Annotated in this window: 19 protein-coding genes; 17 read left to right on the top strand and 2 right to left on the bottom strand. The window is 67.6% G+C overall.

The genetic code is table 11. The features are described from left to right. Nucleotides 1-7: 7 nt before the first annotated feature. The 15 genes from nuoH to sugE all read left to right on the top strand — a co-directional run bounded on the left by nuoH (nucleotide 8) and on the right by sugE (nucleotide 14,009). A complete protein-coding gene (gene nuoH, locus ACT6XY_RS11445; protein WP_444593187.1) occupies nucleotides 8-1,027 on the top strand; it encodes an NADH-quinone oxidoreductase subunit NuoH in 1,020 nt (339 codons plus the stop codon). A gap of 10 nt (nucleotides 1,028-1,037) precedes the next feature. Further along, the gene (locus tag ACT6XY_RS11440) at nucleotides 1,038-1,295 is read left to right on the top strand and encodes a hypothetical protein (protein ID WP_444593188.1); all 258 of its coding nucleotides are present in this window, start codon (nucleotides 1,038-1,040) and stop codon (nucleotides 1,293-1,295) included. Between the two features lie 13 nt (nucleotides 1,296-1,308). Next, a complete protein-coding gene (gene nuoI / locus ACT6XY_RS11435; protein WP_106748569.1) occupies nucleotides 1,309-1,809 on the top strand; it encodes an NADH-quinone oxidoreductase subunit NuoI in 501 nt (166 codons plus the stop codon). Nucleotides 1,810-1,942: 133 nt separating this feature from the next. Continuing rightward, complete coding sequence (locus ACT6XY_RS11430; RefSeq protein WP_444593189.1) at nucleotides 1,943-2,548, top strand: NADH-quinone oxidoreductase subunit J; 606 nt, start codon at nucleotides 1,943-1,945, stop codon at nucleotides 2,546-2,548. A gap of 3 nt (nucleotides 2,549-2,551) precedes the next feature. Further along, nucleotides 2,552-2,863 carry an NADH-quinone oxidoreductase subunit NuoK gene (gene nuoK / locus ACT6XY_RS11425; RefSeq protein WP_293424697.1) on the top strand — a complete coding sequence of 104 codons (312 nt, stop codon included), beginning with the start codon at nucleotides 2,552-2,554 and terminating at the stop codon, nucleotides 2,861-2,863. A gap of 7 nt (nucleotides 2,864-2,870) precedes the next feature. After that, nucleotides 2,871-4,958, top strand: coding sequence for an NADH-quinone oxidoreductase subunit L (gene nuoL / locus ACT6XY_RS11420; protein WP_444748452.1), 2,088 nt, complete (start codon nucleotides 2,871-2,873; stop codon nucleotides 4,956-4,958). Further along, a complete protein-coding gene (locus tag ACT6XY_RS11415; protein ID WP_444748451.1) occupies nucleotides 4,958-6,481 on the top strand; it encodes an NADH-quinone oxidoreductase subunit M in 1,524 nt (507 codons plus the stop codon). Before nuoL ends, ACT6XY_RS11415 begins: the two co-directional genes overlap by 1 nt. Nucleotides 6,482-6,492: 11 nt before the next feature. Continuing rightward, on the top strand, nucleotides 6,493-7,929 hold the full coding sequence (gene nuoN / locus ACT6XY_RS11410) for an NADH-quinone oxidoreductase subunit NuoN (protein ID WP_444748450.1): 1,437 nt from the start codon (nucleotides 6,493-6,495) through the stop codon (nucleotides 7,927-7,929). 136 nt (nucleotides 7,930-8,065) lie between these two features. Beyond that, nucleotides 8,066-8,839 (top strand): biotin--[acetyl-CoA-carboxylase] ligase, encoded by a 774-nt coding sequence (locus tag ACT6XY_RS11405; protein WP_444593193.1) that lies wholly within the window; start codon nucleotides 8,066-8,068, stop codon nucleotides 8,837-8,839. 1 nt (nucleotide 8,840) lies between these two features. After that, the gene (locus ACT6XY_RS11400) at nucleotides 8,841-10,526 is read left to right on the top strand and encodes a ribonuclease J (RefSeq protein WP_444593194.1); all 1,686 of its coding nucleotides are present in this window, start codon (nucleotides 8,841-8,843) and stop codon (nucleotides 10,524-10,526) included. 74 nt (nucleotides 10,527-10,600) lie between these two features. Then, nucleotides 10,601-11,005, top strand: coding sequence for a methylmalonyl-CoA epimerase (gene mce, locus ACT6XY_RS11395; RefSeq protein WP_444593195.1), 405 nt, complete (start codon nucleotides 10,601-10,603; stop codon nucleotides 11,003-11,005). Next, nucleotides 11,002-11,274 carry a DUF1467 family protein gene (locus tag ACT6XY_RS11390; protein ID WP_444593196.1) on the top strand — a complete coding sequence of 91 codons (273 nt, stop codon included), beginning with the start codon at nucleotides 11,002-11,004 and terminating at the stop codon, nucleotides 11,272-11,274. The genes mce and ACT6XY_RS11390 overlap by 4 nt, the downstream gene beginning before the upstream one ends. 528 nt (nucleotides 11,275-11,802) lie before the next feature. Then, on the top strand, nucleotides 11,803-13,128 hold the full coding sequence (gene proS / locus ACT6XY_RS11385; RefSeq protein WP_444593197.1) for a proline--tRNA ligase: 1,326 nt from the start codon (nucleotides 11,803-11,805) through the stop codon (nucleotides 13,126-13,128). Further along, on the top strand, nucleotides 13,121-13,564 hold the full coding sequence (locus ACT6XY_RS11380; protein WP_444593198.1) for a GNAT family N-acetyltransferase: 444 nt from the start codon (nucleotides 13,121-13,123) through the stop codon (nucleotides 13,562-13,564). Before proS ends, ACT6XY_RS11380 begins: the two co-directional genes overlap by 8 nt. 124 nt (nucleotides 13,565-13,688) lie before the next feature. Beyond that, nucleotides 13,689-14,009, top strand: a complete 321-nt coding sequence (gene sugE, locus ACT6XY_RS11375) for a quaternary ammonium compound efflux SMR transporter SugE (RefSeq protein WP_444593199.1) — start codon at nucleotides 13,689-13,691, stop codon at nucleotides 14,007-14,009. 276 nt (nucleotides 14,010-14,285) lie between these two features. On the opposite strand, the gene ACT6XY_RS11370 is transcribed toward sugE, so the two are convergent. Continuing rightward, nucleotides 14,286-15,392 (bottom strand): Kelch repeat-containing protein, encoded by a 1,107-nt coding sequence (locus ACT6XY_RS11370; protein ID WP_444593200.1) that lies wholly within the window; start codon nucleotides 15,390-15,392, stop codon nucleotides 14,286-14,288. 144 nt (nucleotides 15,393-15,536) lie between these two features. Here ACT6XY_RS11370 and ACT6XY_RS11365 point away from each other — a divergent pair, with 144 nt between their 5' ends. Further along, complete coding sequence (locus ACT6XY_RS11365) at nucleotides 15,537-16,289, top strand: hypothetical protein (RefSeq protein WP_444593201.1); 753 nt, start codon at nucleotides 15,537-15,539, stop codon at nucleotides 16,287-16,289. 10 nt (nucleotides 16,290-16,299) lie between these two features. Continuing rightward, the gene (locus ACT6XY_RS11360) at nucleotides 16,300-17,019 is read left to right on the top strand and encodes a J domain-containing protein (protein ID WP_444593202.1); all 720 of its coding nucleotides are present in this window, start codon (nucleotides 16,300-16,302) and stop codon (nucleotides 17,017-17,019) included. A 31-nt stretch (nucleotides 17,020-17,050) separates the two neighbouring features. Here the strand turns inward: ACT6XY_RS11360 and ACT6XY_RS11355 are convergent. Beyond that, nucleotides 17,051-17,474 (bottom strand): SPOR domain-containing protein (locus tag ACT6XY_RS11355; RefSeq protein ID WP_444748449.1); only part of this gene is annotated, 424 nt, incomplete at its 5' end.

Raw genomic sequence — 17,474 nt, 5'->3', positions numbered from 1 at the left:
CAAGGCGATGACCGACTTCTGGACCCTGATCTGGCCGATCCTGCTCATCGCCATCCAGAGCCTCGTGCTCATGGCGGCGCTGCTGGTCTTCGTCGCCTTCATCCTGCTCGCCGACCGCAAGATCTGGGCGGCGGTGCAGCTGCGCCGCGGACCCAACGTGGTCGGGCCCTTCGGCCTGCTGCAGAGCTTCGCCGACCTGCTGAAGTTCGTCTTCAAGGAGCCCGTGATCCCGTCGGGCGCCAACAAGGGCGTGTTCCTGCTCGCGCCCTTCGTCTCGGTGATCCTGGCGCTCGCCGCCTGGGCGGTGATCCCGCTCAACGAAGGCTGGGCCATCGCCGACCTCAACGTCGGCATCCTCTTCATCTTCGCGGTGTCCTCGCTCGGCGTCTACGGCGTCATCATGGGCGGCTGGGCGTCGAACTCGAAGTACCCCTTCCTCGGCGCCCTGCGCTCGGCGGCGCAGATGGTGTCCTACGAGGTCTCCATCGGTTTCGTGATCATCTGCGTGCTGCTCTGCGTCGGCTCGCTGAATCTCTCCGACATCGTCCGCGCGCAGGACAAGGGCATCGGCCTGTTCGGCTGGTTCTGGCTGCCGCTCTTCCCGGTGTTCGTGATCTTCTTCATCTCGGCGCTGGCGGAGACCAACCGGCCGCCCTTCGACCTTCCGGAAGCGGAGTCGGAGCTCGTCGCCGGCTTCATGGTCGAATATGCCTCGACCCCCTATATGATGTTCATGCTGGCCGAGTACGTGGCCATCATGACCATGTGCTCCCTCACCACGATCCTGTTCCTCGGCGGATGGTTGCCGCCGTTCCCCTTCGCGCCCTTTACCTGGGTGCCGGGCGTCATCTGGTTCGTGCTGAAGGTCACCCTGGTCTTCTTCATGTTCGCCATGGTGAAGGCCTTCGTGCCGCGCTATCGCTACGACCAGCTCATGCGGCTCGGCTGGAAGGTGTTCCTGCCGATTTCGCTGGTGATGGTCGTCGTGGTGGCGGGCGTGCTGCAGTTCACCGGCTGGGCGCCGTAAGGAGCCCGCCATGGAGGGCCTGTTCAGCCCCGCCGGCCTTCTGGGTGCCGTGATCGGCGCCGCGGTGGGCTGGGTCGACTACCGGATCGTCTCGGGTCTGGTGGCGGGCAAGCTCAGGCAGACCGACCGTTCGACCACCGAGGCCGAGCGGCAGGACTACGAGCGCCGGATCGTGCTGGCGCAGCGGATCCTGATGGTCGTCATCGTGCCCGTCTTCACGGGCCTTGGTTACTGGCTCGGCCGCTCTCTCAGCGGCTGGGGCATTTGAGGAGAAGAGGTCCATGGCGTCGACGTTCCGACTCGACCGCGCGGCCAAAGCCCTGTTCCTGACGGAGTTCGTCTCGGCGTTCTTCCTGTCGATGCGCTATTTCTTCAAACCGAAGGCGACGATCAACTATCCCTTCGAGAAGGGGCAGATCTCGCCGCGGTTCCGGGGCGAGCACGCGCTGCGCCGCTACCCCAACGGCGAGGAGCGCTGCATCGCCTGCAAGCTCTGCGAGGCGATCTGCCCGGCCCAGGCCATCACCATCGAGGCCGGTCCGCGCCGCAACGACGGTACGCGCCGCACCACCCGCTACGACATCGACATGGTGAAGTGCATCTATTGCGGCTTCTGCCAAGAGGCCTGCCCGGTGGACGCCATCGTGGAAGGCCCGAACTTCGAGTTCTCCGTGGAGACCCGCGAGGAGCTCTACTACGACAAGGCACGGCTTCTGGCCAACGGCGACCGCTGGGAACGCGAGATCGCCGACAGCCTGAAGAAGGACGCGCCCTACAGGTGACGACCGCGGGACGCGGCCCGGCGGTTCGCCGTCTGGACGGGTTCCAACTTGGACTTTATGAGAGGCGCGCGCAGGGCTCCCCCTGAGTCTTCGAAAAGCGCGCCCTCGAAACAGGAACGGGGCAAAGGGGCAGATGCTCGCCGGTCTCTTCTTCTACCTCTTCGCCGCGGTGCTCGTGGCCTCGGCCTTCATGGTCATCGCCGCGCGCAATCCCGTGCACTCGGTGCTGTTCCTCATCCTCGCCTTCGTCAACGCCTCCGGCCTCTTCGTGCTGATGGGGGCGGAGTTCCTGGCGATGATCCTGGTCGTCGTCTATGTCGGCGCGGTGGCGGTGCTCTTCCTCTTCGTCGTGATGATGCTCGACGTCGACTTCGTCGCGCTGCGCCAGGGCTTCCTGCAGTACCTCCCGGTAGGCGTGCTGATTGGCCTCGTGGTCCTCGCCGAGCTCTTCATGGTGATCGGCGCCTGGACCATCGGCGGCGCCGCGCCGAAGACCATCACCGCCCCGATCCCGGCCGGCATCACCAATGCCGAGGCGCTGGGGCGGGTGCTCTACACGCAGTACGTCTACTTCTTCCAGCTCTCCGGCCTCGTCCTGCTGGTGGCCATGATCGGCGCCATCGTGCTGACGCTGAGCCACCGCACCGGCGTGAAGCGCCAGGATCCGGGGGCGCAGGCGGCCCGCACGCCCGAGACGGCCATCGAGGTCGTCAAGGTCAAGACGGGCGAGGGGGTCTGAACCATGCTCACCATCGGCCTCTCCCACTACCTGTCGGTCGCCGCGATCCTGTTCACGCTGGGCATGCTCGGCATCTTCCTCAACCGGAAGAACATCATCGTCATCCTGATGTCGGTGGAGCTGATCCTCCTGGCGGTGAACATCAACCTCGTCGCCTTCTCCACCCATCTCGGGGATCTCGTCGGCCAGGTCTTCGCGCTGCTGGTGCTGACGGTGGCGGCGGCGGAAGCCGCCATCGGCCTCGCCATTCTCGTCGTCTTCTTCCGCAACCGCGGCTCGATCGCGGTCGAAGACGTCAACATGATGAAGGGCTGACCGGTCCATGTATCAGGCCATCGTCTTCCTTCCGCTCGTCGGCTTCCTCATCGCCGGCCTGTTCGGCCGGGCCATCGGGGCGCGCGCCTCGGAGATCGTCACCACCAGCCTCCTCGGCATCGCCGCGCTCCTCTCCTGGGTCGCCTTCTACCAGGTCGGCTATGCGGGGCAGGGCACCACCATCGAGCTGCTGCGCTGGATCTCCGCCGGCTCGCTCAACGTGTCCTGGTCGCTGCGCATCGACACGCTCACCGCCGTCATGCTGGTGGTGGTGAACTCGGTCTCCTTCCTCGTGCACCTCTATTCCATCGGCTACATGCACGAGGATCCGGACCGTCCGCGCTTCTTCGCCTATCTGTCGCTCTTCACCTTCGCCATGCTCATGCTGGTGACGGCGAACGACCTGCTGCAGATGTTCTTCGGCTGGGAGGGCGTGGGCGTCGCCTCCTACCTGCTGAACGGCTACAGGTACAAGAAGCCCACGGCCAATGCCGCGGCGATGAAGGCCTTCATCGTCAACCGCGTCGGCGATTTCGGCTTCCTGCTCGGCATCTTCGGCCTCTACGTGCTGACCGGCTCCATCGGTTTCGAGGCGGTGTTCGGCGCCGCCCAGGGCCTCGCCGGCAAGACCATGGAATTCCTCGGCTACAAGGTCGACGCGCTGACCGTCGTCTGCCTGCTCTTGTTCATGGGCGCCATGGGCAAGTCGGCGCAGTTCCTGCTGCACACCTGGCTGCCCGACGCCATGGAGGGCCCGACGCCGGTCTCCGCCCTCATCCACGCGGCGACCATGGTCACCGCCGGCGTGTTCATGGTGGCGCGCCTGTCGCCGGTCTTCGAATATGCGCCCTTCGCCATGCAGGTGGTGATGTTCTTCGGCGCGACGACGGCCTTCTTCGCCGCCACCGTCGGTCTGGTTCAGAACGACATCAAGCGGGTCATCGCCTATTCGACCTGCTCGCAGCTCGGCTACATGTTCGTGGCGCTGGGGGCAGGGGCCTATTCGGTCGGCATCTTCCACCTCTTCACCCACGCCTTCTTCAAGGCGCTCCTGTTCCTCGGCGCGGGCTCGGTCATCCACGCGATGCACCACGAGCAGGACATCCGGCGGATGGGCGGGCTCGCGCCGCACATCAAGTTCACCTACGCGATGATGGTGATCGGCACGCTGGCGCTGACCGGCTTCGGCCTGCCGTTCCTGCATATCGGCTTCGCCGGCTACCACTCGAAGGACGCCATCATCGAGGTGGCCTATGCCGCCCACGGCGCCATGGGGCCCTATGCCTTCTTCATGACGGTGGTCGCGGCGCTGATGACCTCGTTCTACTCCTGGCGCCTGATCTTCATGACCTTCCACGGTCAGCCACGCTGGGCCGGGGGCCACGGCCATCATGACGACCACGCCCATGCCGCGGCGCATGGGGGCGCGGCTGCCCATGGCCATGCCGACCCGCATGCCCACGCCCAGGACGATCATCACGACGATCACGCCCATGGCCACGGCCATGCCCACCAGCCGCACGAGAGCCCGCTGGTCATGCTGATCCCGCTGGCGGCCCTCGCCGTCGGCGCGGTGTTCTCCGGCGTCGTCTTCGCCAAGAAGTTCCTCTACGAGGACGGCATCAAGTCGTTCTTCCGCGATTCCATCTTCATGCGGCCGGAGAACCACATCATCCACGAGTTCCATTCGGTGCCCGGCTGGGTGCCCTGGACGCCCTTCGTGATGATGGCGATCGGCTTCGCGCTCGCCTGGCACATGTACATCAAGCGGCCGGACGTGCCGGTGCAGCTCGCCCGCGAGCATCAGGGCCTGTACAAGTTCCTGCTCAACAAGTGGTATTTCGACGAGCTCTACGACCGCATCTTCGTGCGTCCCGCCCGCTGGCTCGGCCGCTTCTTCTGGAAGAAGGGCGACGGCTGGCTCATCGACGGGTTCGGTCCTGACGGCATCGCCGCCCGCGTCGTCGACATCACCCGCGGGGTGGTGCGCCTGCAGACCGGCTACGTCTACCACTATGCCTTCGCCATGCTGATCGGTGTCGCGGCCCTCGCCACCTGGTTCATGTTCTCCGGCGGCGTCGGAGGAGCACACTGATGTCGAATGCCCCGATCCTCTCGATCATCACCTTCCTGCCGCTGCTCGGCGCCGCGCTGATCCTGATGGTGCGCGGAGACGACGAGGCCGCCAGGCGCAACATCCGCATGATCGCGCTGTTCGCGACGCTGGTGACCTTCGGCCTGTCACTGATCCCGGTCTGGCTGTTCAACCCGGCGACCGCCGAGTTCCAGTTCGTCGAGCGAGCCCCCTGGCTCGGCGGCGTCATCAGCTACCGCATGGGCGTCGACGGCATCTCGCTGCCGCTGGTCGTGCTCACCACTTTCCTGATGCCCTTCTGCATCCTCGCCTCGTGGGTCTCCATCGAGAAGCGGGTGAAGGAGTACATGGTGGCCTTCCTGGTGCTCGAGACGCTGATGATCGGCGTCTTCTGCGCCCTCGACATCGTGCTCTTCTACCTGTTCTTCGAGGCCGGCCTGATCCCGATGTTCCTCATCATCGGCATCTGGGGCGGCAAGCGGCGCATCTACGCCTCGTTCAAGTTCTTCCTCTACACGCTCGCCGGCTCGCTGCTCATGCTCCTCGCCATCATGGCGATGATCTGGACGGCGGGGACCTCCGACATCGCCGAGCTCCTGAAGACCGGGCCGAAGCTGTTCTCCCGCGACATGCAGTTCTGGCTGTGGCTTGCCTTCTTCGCCTCCTTCGCGGTGAAAATGCCGATGTGGCCGGTGCACACCTGGCTGCCCGACGCACACGTCGAGGCGCCGACGGCCGGCTCGGTCATCCTCGCCGGCGTGCTCCTGAAGATGGGCGGCTACGGCTTCCTGCGCTTCTCGGTTCCGATGTTCCCGGAGGCCAGCGCCTTCTTCGCGCCCTTCGTCTTCGCGCTGTCGGTCATCGCCATCATCTACACCTCGCTGGTGGCGATGATGCAGGAGGACATCAAGAAGCTGATCGCCTATTCGTCGGTGGCCCACATGGGCTTCGTGACCATGGGCATCTTCGCCGGCAATGCCGAGGGCATCCAGGGCGCCGTATTCCAGATGATCTCCCACGGCATCGTCTCGGGCGCGCTGTTCCTGTGCGTCGGCGTCGTCTATGACCGCATGCACACCCGCGAGATCGCGGCCTATGGCGGCCTCGTCAACCGCATGCCGGTCTATGCGGTGATCTTCATGGTCTTCACCATGGCGAATGTCGGCCTGCCCGGCACGTCCGGCTTCGTCGGCGAGTTCCTGACCCTGATGGGCACGTTCAAGAGCTCGACCAAGGCGGCCTTCCTCGCCACCACGGGCGTCATCCTGTCGGCGGGCTATGCCCTCTGGCTCTACCGCCAGGTCATCTGGGGCGAGCTCACCAAGCCCTCGCTGAAGGCCATCACCGATGTCGACCGCCGCGAACTGACGATCCTCGTCCCGCTGGTGGTGCTGACGATCTTCTTCGGCGTCTATCCGCGCCCGATCCTCGCCACCTCCGAGGTGGCGGTGAACGCGCTGGTGGAATCCTACAATCAGGCGAACGGAGCGGCCCGCACGGCCGCCACCGTCCCGAGCCGCTGACGGTGCCGACGATGAACGCTCCGGTCCTCGACCTCGTCCCGATCCTGCCCGAGCTGATCCTGGCGCTCGGTGCCATGGCGCTGCTGATGTACGGCGTCTTCACGGGCGACCGCTCGGCGCGCACCGTGACCCTCGGCGCCATCGCGCTGCTGGTGGCGGCGGCCGTGGCGGTGATGCTGATCGGCGGCACGCCGCGCTCGGTCTTCAACGGCTCCTTCGTCCTCGACGGCTTCGCGCGCTTCATGAAGGTGCTCGCCTTCCTCGGCGCGGCGGTGGCGCTCGTCCTGTCGCAGGACTTCCTCCGGCGCGAGCGGGTCGAGAAGTTCGAGTTCCCGATCCTCATCCTCCTGTCGACCACGGGCATGGGCGTGCTGATCTCGGCAGGCGACCTCATTGCGCTCTATATGGGCCTCGAGCTCATGTCGCTGGCGCTCTACGTCATCGCGTCGATCCACCGCGACAACGCCAAGTCGACGGAGGCTGGCCTCAAGTACTTTGTCCTCGGCGCGCTCTCCTCGGGCATGCTGCTCTACGGCTGCTCGCTGATCTACGGCTTCACCGGCACGGTGCAGCTCGCCGGCATCGCCGCGGCGCTGAAGGGCGGCCCCATCAGCCTCGGCCTCGTCTTCGGCCTCGTCTTCCTCATCGCCGGCATGGCCTTCAAGGTCTCGGCCGTGCCCTTCCACATGTGGACGCCCGACGTCTACGAGGGCGCGCCCTCGCCGGTGACGGCCTTCTTCGCCGCCGCCCCGAAGGTCGCGGCCATCGCCATCTTCGCCCGCGCGCTCGTCACCGGCTTCCCGGCGGCGGCGCACCAGTGGCAGCAGATCGTCGTCTTCGTGTCGGTCGGCTCGATGCTGCTCGGCTCCTTCGCCGCCATTGGCCAGACCAACATCAAACGCCTGATGGCCTATTCCTCCATCGGCCACATGGGCTTCGCGCTGGTCGGGCTCTCGGCCGGCACGGCGGCGGGCGTGCAGGGCGTCGCGGCCTATATCGCCATCTACATGATCATGACGCTCGGCGCCTTCGCCTGCATCATCGCCATGCGGCGCGGCGACGAGGCGGTCGAGACGATCGACGACCTCGCGGGTCTGTCGCGCACCAACCCGCTGATGGCAGCGGCCCTCGCGGCGCTGCTGTTCTCCCTTGCCGGCATCCCGCCGCTCGCCGGGTTCTTCGCCAAGTGGTACGTCTTTTCGGCGGCCATCGAGGCCAAGCTCTACACGCTCGCCGTCATCGGCGTGCTGTCGAGCGTCATCGGCTGCTACTACTACCTGCGCATCGTGAAGCTGATGTATTTCGACGAGCCGGCCCCGGCCTTCTCGCCGATGCGGATCGAACTGAAGACCGTGCTGGTGGCCTCGGCGCTGTTCAACACCTTCTTCGTCGTCTATCCGGCGCCCCTCGTGGCGGCGGCTGCTGCCGCGGCCCGGTCGCTGTTCTGATCCGGCGCCCGTTCCGCCACCGTATTTGCCGCGTCGCAGCACGGCCGGGCTTGTCCCGGCCTTTCGCGGCTTATAGGACTGCCGGGACCTTCGTGGGTGGGGCCGTCCCGTTCCGCCCTCTCGCATGCAGGACTTCGTGCTGACCCTTTCCGACACCGCCAAGGCGGCAGGCTTCCAACTCGTCCATCTCGCCGAGGTCGGCTCGACCAATGCGGAGGCGCTGGCGCGCGGCGCTGCAGGCGAGACGCAGCCGACCTGGGTGGTGGCCGACCGCCAGACAGCGGGGAAGGGCAGGTGGGGCCGGTCCTGGGCAGGGTTTGAGGGCAATCTGTTCGCGACGCTCCTCCTCACCGACCCGGCGCCCGCGGCGCGGATCGCCGAGCTCTGCTTCGTCAGCGCCCTGGCGCTGGACGACGCGCTGCTGACGCTCGCGCCCGACCTCGAGAGCCGCTTCAAGGTCAAGTGGCCGAACGACGCGCTGCTCGACGGCGCGAAGGTGTCCGGCACGCTGATCGAGGCGACGACGCGGGGTGCGACCACGCAGGTCGCCATCGGCATCGGCGTCAACGTCGCCCACCATCCCGGCGATATGCCCTATCCGACCCAGAGCCTCAACGGAGCGGCGATCGCGGTCGACCGCGACCAGGTGTTCGCGGCGCTGAGCCGCTCCATGGTCACGGCCCTCGCCATCTGGCGGCGCGGCCAGGGCTTCAACGCCATCCGCGCCGGCTGGCTCGCCCGCGCCCACAATCTCGGCGGACCCATGGTGGCCAAGAGCGGCGACAAGCGCATCGAAGGCGTCTTCGTCGGCCTCGACGCCGAGGGACGCCTTCTTCTCGATACCCCGGACGGCCGGGAAATGATCAGCGTCGGCGAGGTCGTTCCCGCGCTGGCCGGCACGGTGCACTGACATGGCCAGACGAAACAATGCAGGAACAGCCGACGAGCTCGTCTTCTGCCCGCTGGGCGGCGTCGGCGAGATCGGCATGAACTTCTCGCTCTACGGCCACGGCTCGCCGGCGAAGAAGGACTGGCTGGCGGTGGACTGCGGCGTCGCCTTCGCGGGTCCCGACCTGCCGGGCATCGACCTGATCATGCCCGACCCGCGCTTTCTCGCCGACGAGAAGAAGCGGCTCAGGGCGCTCGTCATCACCCATGCGCACGAGGACCATATCGGCGCGGTGGCGGACCTGTGGCCGCGCCTCGGCTGCCCGATCTACCTCACCCCCTTCGCCGCCGCGATGCTGGAGGCCAAGCGCCTGAATGAGCCCGGCGCGCCGAAGGTGCCGATCCACATCATCCAGCCGGGCGAGGTCATCACCGTCGGGCCGTTCTCCTTCGAGATGATCGCGGTGGCGCATTCGATCCCCGAATCCACCTCGCTGGCGATCCGCACGCCGCTCGGCCTCGTCGTCCACACCAGCGACTGGAAGATCGACCCGACGCCGGTGCTCGGCGCCGTCACCGACGAGGCGCGGTTCCGCGCGCTCGGCGACGAGGGCGTGCTCGCGATGATCGGCGATTCCACCAACGCCATCCGCGAGGGCATCTCGCCCTCCGAGCGCGAGGTGGCGAACGAACTCGAGAAGATCATCCGCGCCGCGAAGGGCAGGGTGGCGGTGACCACCTTCGCCTCCAATGCGGGCCGCATCCGCTCGGTGGCGGAAGCGGCGATGCGCTGCGACCGGCAGGTGGTGCTCGTCGGCCGCGCCATGGAGCGAGTCATCGGCATTGCCCGCGAACAGGGCATGCTGGACGGCATCCCGCCCTTCGTCGGCGCCGAATCCTACGGCTACCTGCCGCGCGACAAGGTGGTGGCGGTGCTCACGGGGAGCCAGGGCGAGCCGCGGGCGGCACTTGCCCGCATCGCCAACGACGACCACCCGGAGGTGACGCTGACCCCCGGCGACACCGTGGTCTTTTCCTCCCGCACCATTCCCGGCAACGAGAAGGCGGTGGGCAACATCATCAACAGCCTCGTCAAGCAGGGGGTGAAGATCATCACCGACCGCGACGGTCTGGTGCACGTCTCCGGCCATCCGCGGCGCGGCGAGATGGAGCAGATGTACAACTGGGTGCGGCCGAAGATCGCCATTCCGGTCCACGGCGAGGCCTATCACATGGCCGAACATGCGGCGCTGGCGCGGCGCATGGGCGTCAAGGAGGTTATCCTCGCCAATGACGGCGACGTCATCCGCCTCGCCCCAGGCGAGCCGGATGTGGTCGACACCGTGCCGGCCCAGCGTCTGTTCAAGGACGGCTCGCTGCTGATCGAGGAAGCGGCGCGCGTCGTTCCCGAGCGACGTCGCCTCTCCTTCGCCGGTATCGTCTCGGTCGCCATCGCCCTCGACGACCGCGGCCAGATCGTCGGCGACATCCAGATGGACATGGCCGGGGTTCCCGAACAGGACGCCATGGGCGAGGATCTCGCCGAACTGGTCGAGGAGACGGTCATCGATTGCGTCGAGGGCCTGCCCAAGGCGCGGCGCCGCGATCCCGATGCGGTGGCCGAGAGCGTCACCCGCGCCATCCGCGGCACCCTCAACGGCAGGTGGGGCAAAAAGCCGATGTGCCACGTGCTGGTGGTGACGGTATAAGGCAGTCGGACAGGCGTCGGCCCTGGGGAAGTCCCGAGCCGATTGCCGGCGCCGCCTGCCAGGGAGCCTCATCCATGATCGGACGCCTCAATCACGTCGCCATTGCCGTCAGGGACATCGCCAAGGCGAGCGCCCTCTATCGCGACACGCTGGGGGCGACCGTCACGGCGCCGGTGGCCCAGCCGGCCCATGGCGTCACCGTCGTCTTCGTCGAACTGCCCAACACCAAGATCGAGTTCCTCGAGCCGCTGGGCGCCGACAGCCCGATCGCCAAGTTCCTCGACAAGAACCCCGACGGCGGAATCCACCACGTCTGCTACGAGGTGGACGACATCATCGCCGCGCGGGATCATCTGAAGGCGCAGGGCGCGCGTATTCTCGGTGACGGCGAGCCGAAGATCGGCGCGCACGACAAGCCGGTGCTCTTCCTCCACCCGAAGGATTTCAACGGCACGCTGGTGGAACTGGAACAGGCATGAGTATCCCGGCCGCGCTCGCCATCTATTTCATCATCTGGTGGCTCGTCCTCTTCGTCGTCCTGCCCTTCGGCGTGAAGTCGCAGGTGGAGGCGGGGCGGGTGGTGCCGGGCAGCGACCCCGGCGCGCCGATGCGCATCGTCATGCGCGACAAGGTCATCGCCACCACCATCGTGGCGGGAATCGTCTTCGGGCTCTACTGGCTGAACTACACCTACGGCTTCATCACGCTGGACGACATCCCGTTCATGCCGCGGGCGCTGGTGGGCTAAGGGCCGCCTACGGGCGGCCGCCGGAAGCCTGTATGCTGCAGCGCAGCGCAAGGGTGGATAAGTATTCTTCCGGATAGCCTGTTCTGCACTTTTTTTCGCCACCGGCTGCCCATGTTGGTGACAAACCATTTTTCGTCGTCTAGCCTTCCCTTGCTGCAAGAAAGAGGCCCCTGCGAGCAACGCGGAAAGGTCTCATGGCTCAGGTCTTGGGAGGAAGACCCCCCGGGTGCTGGTTCGGAAGAGCCGACGCACGGGATATAAAAAGAAGACGGCAGGCGCGATACTCCGCGACGTCGATCTTCACTAGCATGCCCTAGAGGAGGCGGGATCCATGATCCCGCCTTTCCTTTTTGGTGCGGGGCGACGCGCCGGAGCCGGGCGCCGCCTTGGGCCGGACTCCCGCCCGCCGGCGCAGAAGCGAGGCGCCATCGGCCTTCCGGCTTGCTTCCGGCGGCAAAAGAGGGTCAATTCCCGCCTCCCGCGCCTTGGCTTGCGCGGCCGCCACCGCCATGCCCTCCGAGGTCTTCGATGCGTCTGTCCCGCTACTTCCTGCCCATCCTGCGCGAGACGCCGAAGGAAGCCGAGATCGTCTCCCACCGCCTGATGCTGCGCGCCGGCATGGTGCGGCAGGAGAGCGCCGGCATCTATGCCTGGCTGCCGCTCGGTCTGAAGGTGCTGAACAAGGTGCAGGCCATCGTCCGCGAGGAGCAGAACCGGTCGGGCGCGATCGAACTCCTGATGCCGACCATCCAGTCGGCCGACCTGTGGCGCGAGAGCGGGCGTTATGACGCCTATGGCAAGGAGATGCTGCGCATCCGCGACCGGCACGACCGCGAGATGCTGTTCGGGCCGACCAACGAGGAGATGATCACCGAGATCTTCCGGGCCTATGTGAAGAGCTACAAGGACCTGCCGCTCAACCTCTACCACCTGCAGTGGAAGTTCCGCGACGAGGTGCGCCCGCGCTTCGGCACCATGCGCTCGCGCGAATTCCTGATGAAGGACGCCTATTCCTTCGACCTCGACAAGGACGCGGCGGTCCACGCCTACAACAAGATGTTCGTCGCCTATCTCAGGACGTTCGAGCGCTTCGGCCTGAAGGCGATCCCGATGCGCGCCGATACCGGCCCGATCGGCGGCGACCTCTCCCACGAGTTCATCATCCTCGCCGACACCGGCGAGAGCCAGGTCTATTGCCACAAGGACTATCTCGACTTCGCCGTGCCGCCGGCCGACACCGACTTCGACGACGTCGCAGGGATCAAGAACATGGTCGCCAAGTGGACGTCGCTCTATGCGGCCACCGACGAGATGCACGACACCGCCGCATACGAGGCGATCCCCGAGGCATCGAGGGTCTCGGCGCGCGGCATCGAGGTCGGCCACATCTTCTATTTCGGCACCAAATATTCCGATCCCATGGCTGCCACGGTGCAGGGGCCGGACGGCAAGCCCGTGCCGGTTCACATGGGCTCCTACGGCATCGGCCCGACACGGGTGGTGGCGGCCATCATCGAGGCCTGCCACGACGAGGCCGGAATCAAATGGCCGGCGGCGGTCGCGCCCTTCACCGTCTCGGTGATGAACCTGAAGCAGGGCGACAGCGCCTGCGACGCGGCCTGCGAGGAGCTCTACCGCACGCTCTCCGCCAAGGGCGTCGACGTGCTCTACGACGACCGTGACGACCGTCCGGGCGCGAAGTTCGCCACTGCCGACCTCATCGGCATCCCCTATCAGGTGATGATCGGGCCGCGCGGCCTTGCCGAGGGCAAGGTGGAGATGAAGCTGCGCGCCACCGGCGAGCGCGAAATGCTGACGGCGGCGGACGCCGTCGCGCGCATCACCGGTGGCTGACGGCCGGCCCGCCGAGGACGTCGAGATCCGGCCGGTCGGTCCAGCCGACCGCGCGCTGTTCCGGCGCGTCGCCCCCGACGTCTTCGACGGCGCGGTGATGCCTGAGCGGCTCGCAGCCTATCTCGACGCCCCCGACCACCTCATGGTGCTGGCGCTCCGAGGCGGCGAGGTGGTGGGGCAGGTGGCTGCGGTCATCCATCGCCACCCGGACATGCCCGACGAACTCTACATCGACAATCTCGGGGTGACGCCGGCGCTGCAGCGCCGCGGCATCGGCCGGCGGCTGATGCAGGCGATGTTCGCGCTGGGGCGGGCGCGGGGCTGCGAGGAGGCCTGGGTCGCGACCGAATCCGACAACCGGCCGGCGCGGGCGCTCTACACCCGGCTGGGGCCCGTCGAGGACGAGCCGGTGGCCTTCTACCTTTACGAACTCTGAGCGCGGCGGGCATGGCTGCCGGCCCTTGTCCGGCGCCGTGCGGCACCTATCTCGATGGCGCGGGGACGACCCCGCCATGGTGGTGATTGCGCCGGGGACGACCCCGCATCAGGGGAGGGCCGCCATGGCCTGGATCTATCTCGTTCTCGCCGGCCTGTTCGAAATCGGCTGGGCTATCGGCCTGAAGTATACCGACGGGTTCACCCGGCCCGTTCCCACCGCCATGACCGTCGCCAGCATGGCGGTGAGCCTGTTCCTGCTCGGCCTCGCGCTGAAGACGCTGCCCCTCGGCACCGCCTATGCGATCTGGACCGGCATCGGCACGGTCGGAACGGTGATCCTCGGCATCGCGCTGTTCGGCGAGAGCACCCAGGTGCTGCGCCTCGCCTGCATCGGCCTGATCGTCGCCGGCATCGTCGGCCTGAAGCTCGTCGCGCCGGAATGACGAGTCGCGAGAATCGGTTGCGGCGGAATGCTGAGAGATCGATTCCGGTCGTTGACACGATGATTCAAGTGGGCTTCGGGCTGAGGGGTCGAATCCGGAAGCGGGGCCAAGTGATTGGGTGGGGATTCATTTTTGTTCTCGCGTGACAACAGGAAGTCGTGGATGCCGAGCCGGGGCACAATGCGGAGGTGGCCGTGGGTTCCAGTGAACCCAAGGTGCAGCCCGACGCATGACGTAGCGCCGCCGTGAGCGCGGTTGCCGCGCCCGTCGTCGGCCTCAGGCCAGCGTGAAGGCCTCGTGGATGGCGCTCTTCACGCCGCCGCCCATCTGCGGGCCGCCGCCTGCGACGTAGATGGCGTCGCCGATCGCCACCGCGCCCATGCCGTGGCGCGGCGTGAGCATGGGCGCATAGGCCTCCCAGCGGTCGGCGACGGGGTCATAGGCCTCGTTCTGGCCGTAGACACGGTTCCAGCCCTCGCCGCCCATGCAGAAGATCTTGCCGCGGTAGAGCACGGCGCCGTGGCCGGAGCGGGCGGTCGGCATGTGGTTGCGCGCTGCCCACTTGTCCGCGCTGGCGTCGTAGACGTGGTGCAGGACCGAGTTGGTGTGGAAGCTGTCGACCCGCCCGCCGATGATGTGGATCGTGCCGTTGACGTTGACGATGCCGACATGGTCGCGGCCAAGCGGCATGGGCGCGAGCTTCGTCCAGCGGTCGTCCTTCGGGTCATAGACGAGGTGCCAGTCGATGGACTTGCGGGTCTCGAAGCTGTTGCCGATGGCGCCCCCGATGGCGTGGATGCGCTCGCCGACATTGATGCAGGCGATGGCGCCGCAGGCCTCGGGCAGGGGGCGGATGGCGGTCCACCTGTCGCCGTCGGCGCCCCATACGAAACATTCGGCATGGGGCGTGCGGTTCTGCTCGATGAAGCCGCCGATGGCGTAGAGCTTCGTGCCCGAGACGGCGACGCCGACGTGGTTGGCGCCGCGCGGCACCTCGGCAGCGGTGATCCAGGCATTGGCGGCGGGGTCGTAGACGTGGTGGTAGGGCCGGTCGACGCGCTGCTCGGCATAGCCGCCGACGAGGTGCATGCGGCCCTCGCGGCCGACCGCCCAGGCCATTTCCGTGCGCGGGATGGGGAGCGGCGCGCGCGCCTGCCAGCGGCCGGCATTGGCGGCCATGGGCACCGGGCTCGCCGTATAGGCCTGGGAATGGTGGACGTCCGGAATGTCCATGCGGCCCGGCGCGTTCAGGCGCTCGAACTGGCCGCTGCGGTGGGGATGGTGGGGCCCATGGCCGGCATGAGGGTTCTGCTGGGCGAGGGCGGTGCCCGAGACGAGGGCGAGGCCGCCGGAGAGCATGAGGCGTCGGGTAGGCTCGGTCATCGCGGTCACCGGGGTGAGGAGGGCGCGGGAGAGGGAGGTTAGCGCGGCCCCGGCGGCCCGCAAATGCCGTCGATGGCCTAGACCGGGCTCCCCGCGACGCCGATGCCGGCTTGCATTCGACGCCGCCTTCGCCAAATTCAGCCGATGACGCAGAAGAATCCTCTCGCGCCCGGCCAGACCGGCACTCCCACGACCGGCCGGACCTCTGCCGGCGGCGTGTCCGTCTCGGGCGCGGCCGACATCGCCGCCTTCCTGAAGACGGCGGCCGCCGTCGGTCCGCCGAAAGTGCCGGGGGAGCGCGGGCGCCTCGTCTTCGCCCTCGACGCCACCGCGAGCCGCGAGCCGACCTGGGGCATGGCGCAGGAAATCCAGGGCCAGATGTTCACCGAGGCCGCGCGGGTCGGCACCCTCGACATCCAGCTCGTCTTCTTCCGCGGCATGGGCGAATGCCGCTCGTCGGGCTGGGTCGCGGACGCGGCGAAGCTGAAGGCGCTGATGGGGAAGGTCTCCTGCATCGGCGGGCAGACGCAGATCGGCCGGGTGCTGGCCCATGCGGCGGAGGAGGCGTCCGAGCGGCGCATCCATGCGGTCGTCTATGTGGGCGATGCGATGGAGGAGAGCCTCGACGACCTCTGCGCCAAAGCGGGCCGTCTCGCGCTGGCCAACGTGCCGGTCTTCCTCTTCCTGGAGGGCGGCGACCCCGTCGCCGAACACGCCTACCGCGAGATCGCCCGCATCACGCGGGGCGCCTTCGCGAGGTTCGATCCGGGGGCGGCGGCGCAGCTCGCCGAACTCCTCAGGGCGGTGGCGGCCTTCGCCTCCGGCGGCAGGCTGGCGCTGGCGGATGCGGCAAAAGGCTCGCGCGGGGCACAGCTGCTCCTCGGCCAGATGCGCTAGAGCAGGACCCATGACCTATTTCATCGCGGGCCTGATCGCGCTCATCGTCTTTTCCGGCGCCCTGAACCAGATTCTCGGCGCCAATCCGAAATGGCTATCGGCGACGGTGAAGAAGGTGGGCGGCGTCGCCGTCATCGCCTTCGGCATCTTCCTGCTGGCCCGTGGCCGCTGGGAGATGGCGCTGCCGGCCTTCCTCGCGGGGGCGACGCTGCTCGGCATCGTCCCGGGGCAGGCGGCTCTGTCCGGCTGGGGACAGGCGGGGACCAAGACCCCGCGGCAGAACTCGACGGTCCGGTCGCAGTTCGTCGAGATGGTGCTCGACATCGACACGGGCGAGATGAGCGGGCGCTTCATCGCCGGCTCGCTCGCAGGCCAGACGCTGGAGCAGATTCCCTTGCCCCGCCTGATCCAGGCCTTCGCCGAGATCGACGGGGAGAGCGCCCAGCTACTCGAGGCTTATCTTGACCGCCGGGAGCCCGGCTGGCGTGAACACGCTCATCGCAATGCGGGTGCGGGGCAGGGCGGCGCGGCGAGCTCGAGCGCGATGACGGAGGAGGAGGCCTACCAGATCCTTGGCCTTCAGCCCGGGGCGGACGAGAAGGCCATCCGCGGCGCGCATCGCGCGCTGATGAAGAAGCTGCACCCCGACCAGGGCGGCTCCACGTGGCTCGCCTCGCGGGTCAACCAGGCCAAGGACACCCTGCTGGATCGTCACGGCCGGACCTCCTGAAATCAGTGTCATCGCTCGGTTTCCCCCAGCCTCAGTTGCGGACGGGGATGCAGTCGAAGTCGTGGGACTTGAGCGCGCGGCAGGCGGCGTCGGCGCTGGAGCGGTCGAAGCCGGCGAAGCGGGCGCGGACCAGAGTCATGCCGCGGGCCTCGACCTTCTCGGTGTAGGGGTCGGCGGCGCCGAGCTGGCGGCCGGAGGCCTCGCGCGCCTCCTTCAGCGTCTCGAGCGCGGCGCTCTCCGTCGGGAAGGCGCCGACCTGGATCGACCACTCGCCGCGGCGGGTGGGCGTCGCTTCGGCCACCGGCGCGGTGCCTGCGGCGGCCATCTGCACCGGGCGCGGCGAGACCGAGGCGGTGGTGAGCTGCGAAGAGCTGATGGTGCCGAGAACGCCGGGGCGCGGATTGGGATTGCCCGGAGCGGCGGCGGGGGCCACCGCCGGGGCGGGAGCCGGGAAC

The sequence above is a fragment of the Phreatobacter sp. genome, from assembly GCF_052440005.1.
In the GTDB taxonomy this organism is placed as follows: domain Bacteria; phylum Pseudomonadota; class Alphaproteobacteria; order Rhizobiales; family Phreatobacteraceae; genus Phreatobacter.
The sequence above is the reverse complement of the archived record's forward strand: the minus strand, read 5'-3'. Positions and strand labels throughout refer to the sequence as shown.

Excerpts from the sequence above, each read along its gene's own strand:
- ACT6XY_RS11440 (WP_444593188.1), top strand. The coding sequence starts at position 1,038 with ATGGAGGGCCTGTTCAGCCCCGCCGGCCTTCTGGGTGCCGTGATCGGC.
- nuoH (WP_444593187.1), top strand. The coding sequence starts at position 8 with ATGACCGACTTCTGGACCCTGATCTGGCCGATCCTGCTCATCGCCATC.
- ACT6XY_RS11415 (WP_444748451.1), top strand. The coding sequence starts at position 4,958 with ATGTCGAATGCCCCGATCCTCTCGATCATCACCTTCCTGCCGCTGCTC.
- nuoI (WP_106748569.1), top strand. The coding sequence starts at position 1,309 with ATGGCGTCGACGTTCCGACTCGACCGCGCGGCCAAAGCCCTGTTCCTG.
- ACT6XY_RS11365 (WP_444593201.1), top strand. The coding sequence starts at position 15,537 with ATGACGCAGAAGAATCCTCTCGCGCCCGGCCAGACCGGCACTCCCACG.
- ACT6XY_RS11430 (WP_444593189.1), top strand. The coding sequence starts at position 1,943 with ATGCTCGCCGGTCTCTTCTTCTACCTCTTCGCCGCGGTGCTCGTGGCC.
- nuoK (WP_293424697.1), top strand. The coding sequence starts at position 2,552 with ATGCTCACCATCGGCCTCTCCCACTACCTGTCGGTCGCCGCGATCCTG.
- mce (WP_444593195.1), top strand. The coding sequence starts at position 10,601 with ATGATCGGACGCCTCAATCACGTCGCCATTGCCGTCAGGGACATCGCC.
- sugE (WP_444593199.1), top strand. The coding sequence starts at position 13,689 with ATGGCCTGGATCTATCTCGTTCTCGCCGGCCTGTTCGAAATCGGCTGG.
- nuoN (WP_444748450.1), top strand. The coding sequence starts at position 6,493 with ATGAACGCTCCGGTCCTCGACCTCGTCCCGATCCTGCCCGAGCTGATC.
- ACT6XY_RS11360 (WP_444593202.1), top strand. The coding sequence starts at position 16,300 with ATGACCTATTTCATCGCGGGCCTGATCGCGCTCATCGTCTTTTCCGGC.
- ACT6XY_RS11370 (WP_444593200.1), bottom strand. The coding sequence starts at position 15,392 with ATGACCGAGCCTACCCGACGCCTCATGCTCTCCGGCGGCCTCGCCCTC.
- proS (WP_444593197.1), top strand. The coding sequence starts at position 11,803 with ATGCGTCTGTCCCGCTACTTCCTGCCCATCCTGCGCGAGACGCCGAAG.
- ACT6XY_RS11390 (WP_444593196.1), top strand. The coding sequence starts at position 11,002 with ATGAGTATCCCGGCCGCGCTCGCCATCTATTTCATCATCTGGTGGCTC.
- nuoL (WP_444748452.1), top strand. The coding sequence starts at position 2,871 with ATGTATCAGGCCATCGTCTTCCTTCCGCTCGTCGGCTTCCTCATCGCC.
- ACT6XY_RS11400 (WP_444593194.1), top strand. The coding sequence starts at position 8,841 with ATGGCCAGACGAAACAATGCAGGAACAGCCGACGAGCTCGTCTTCTGC.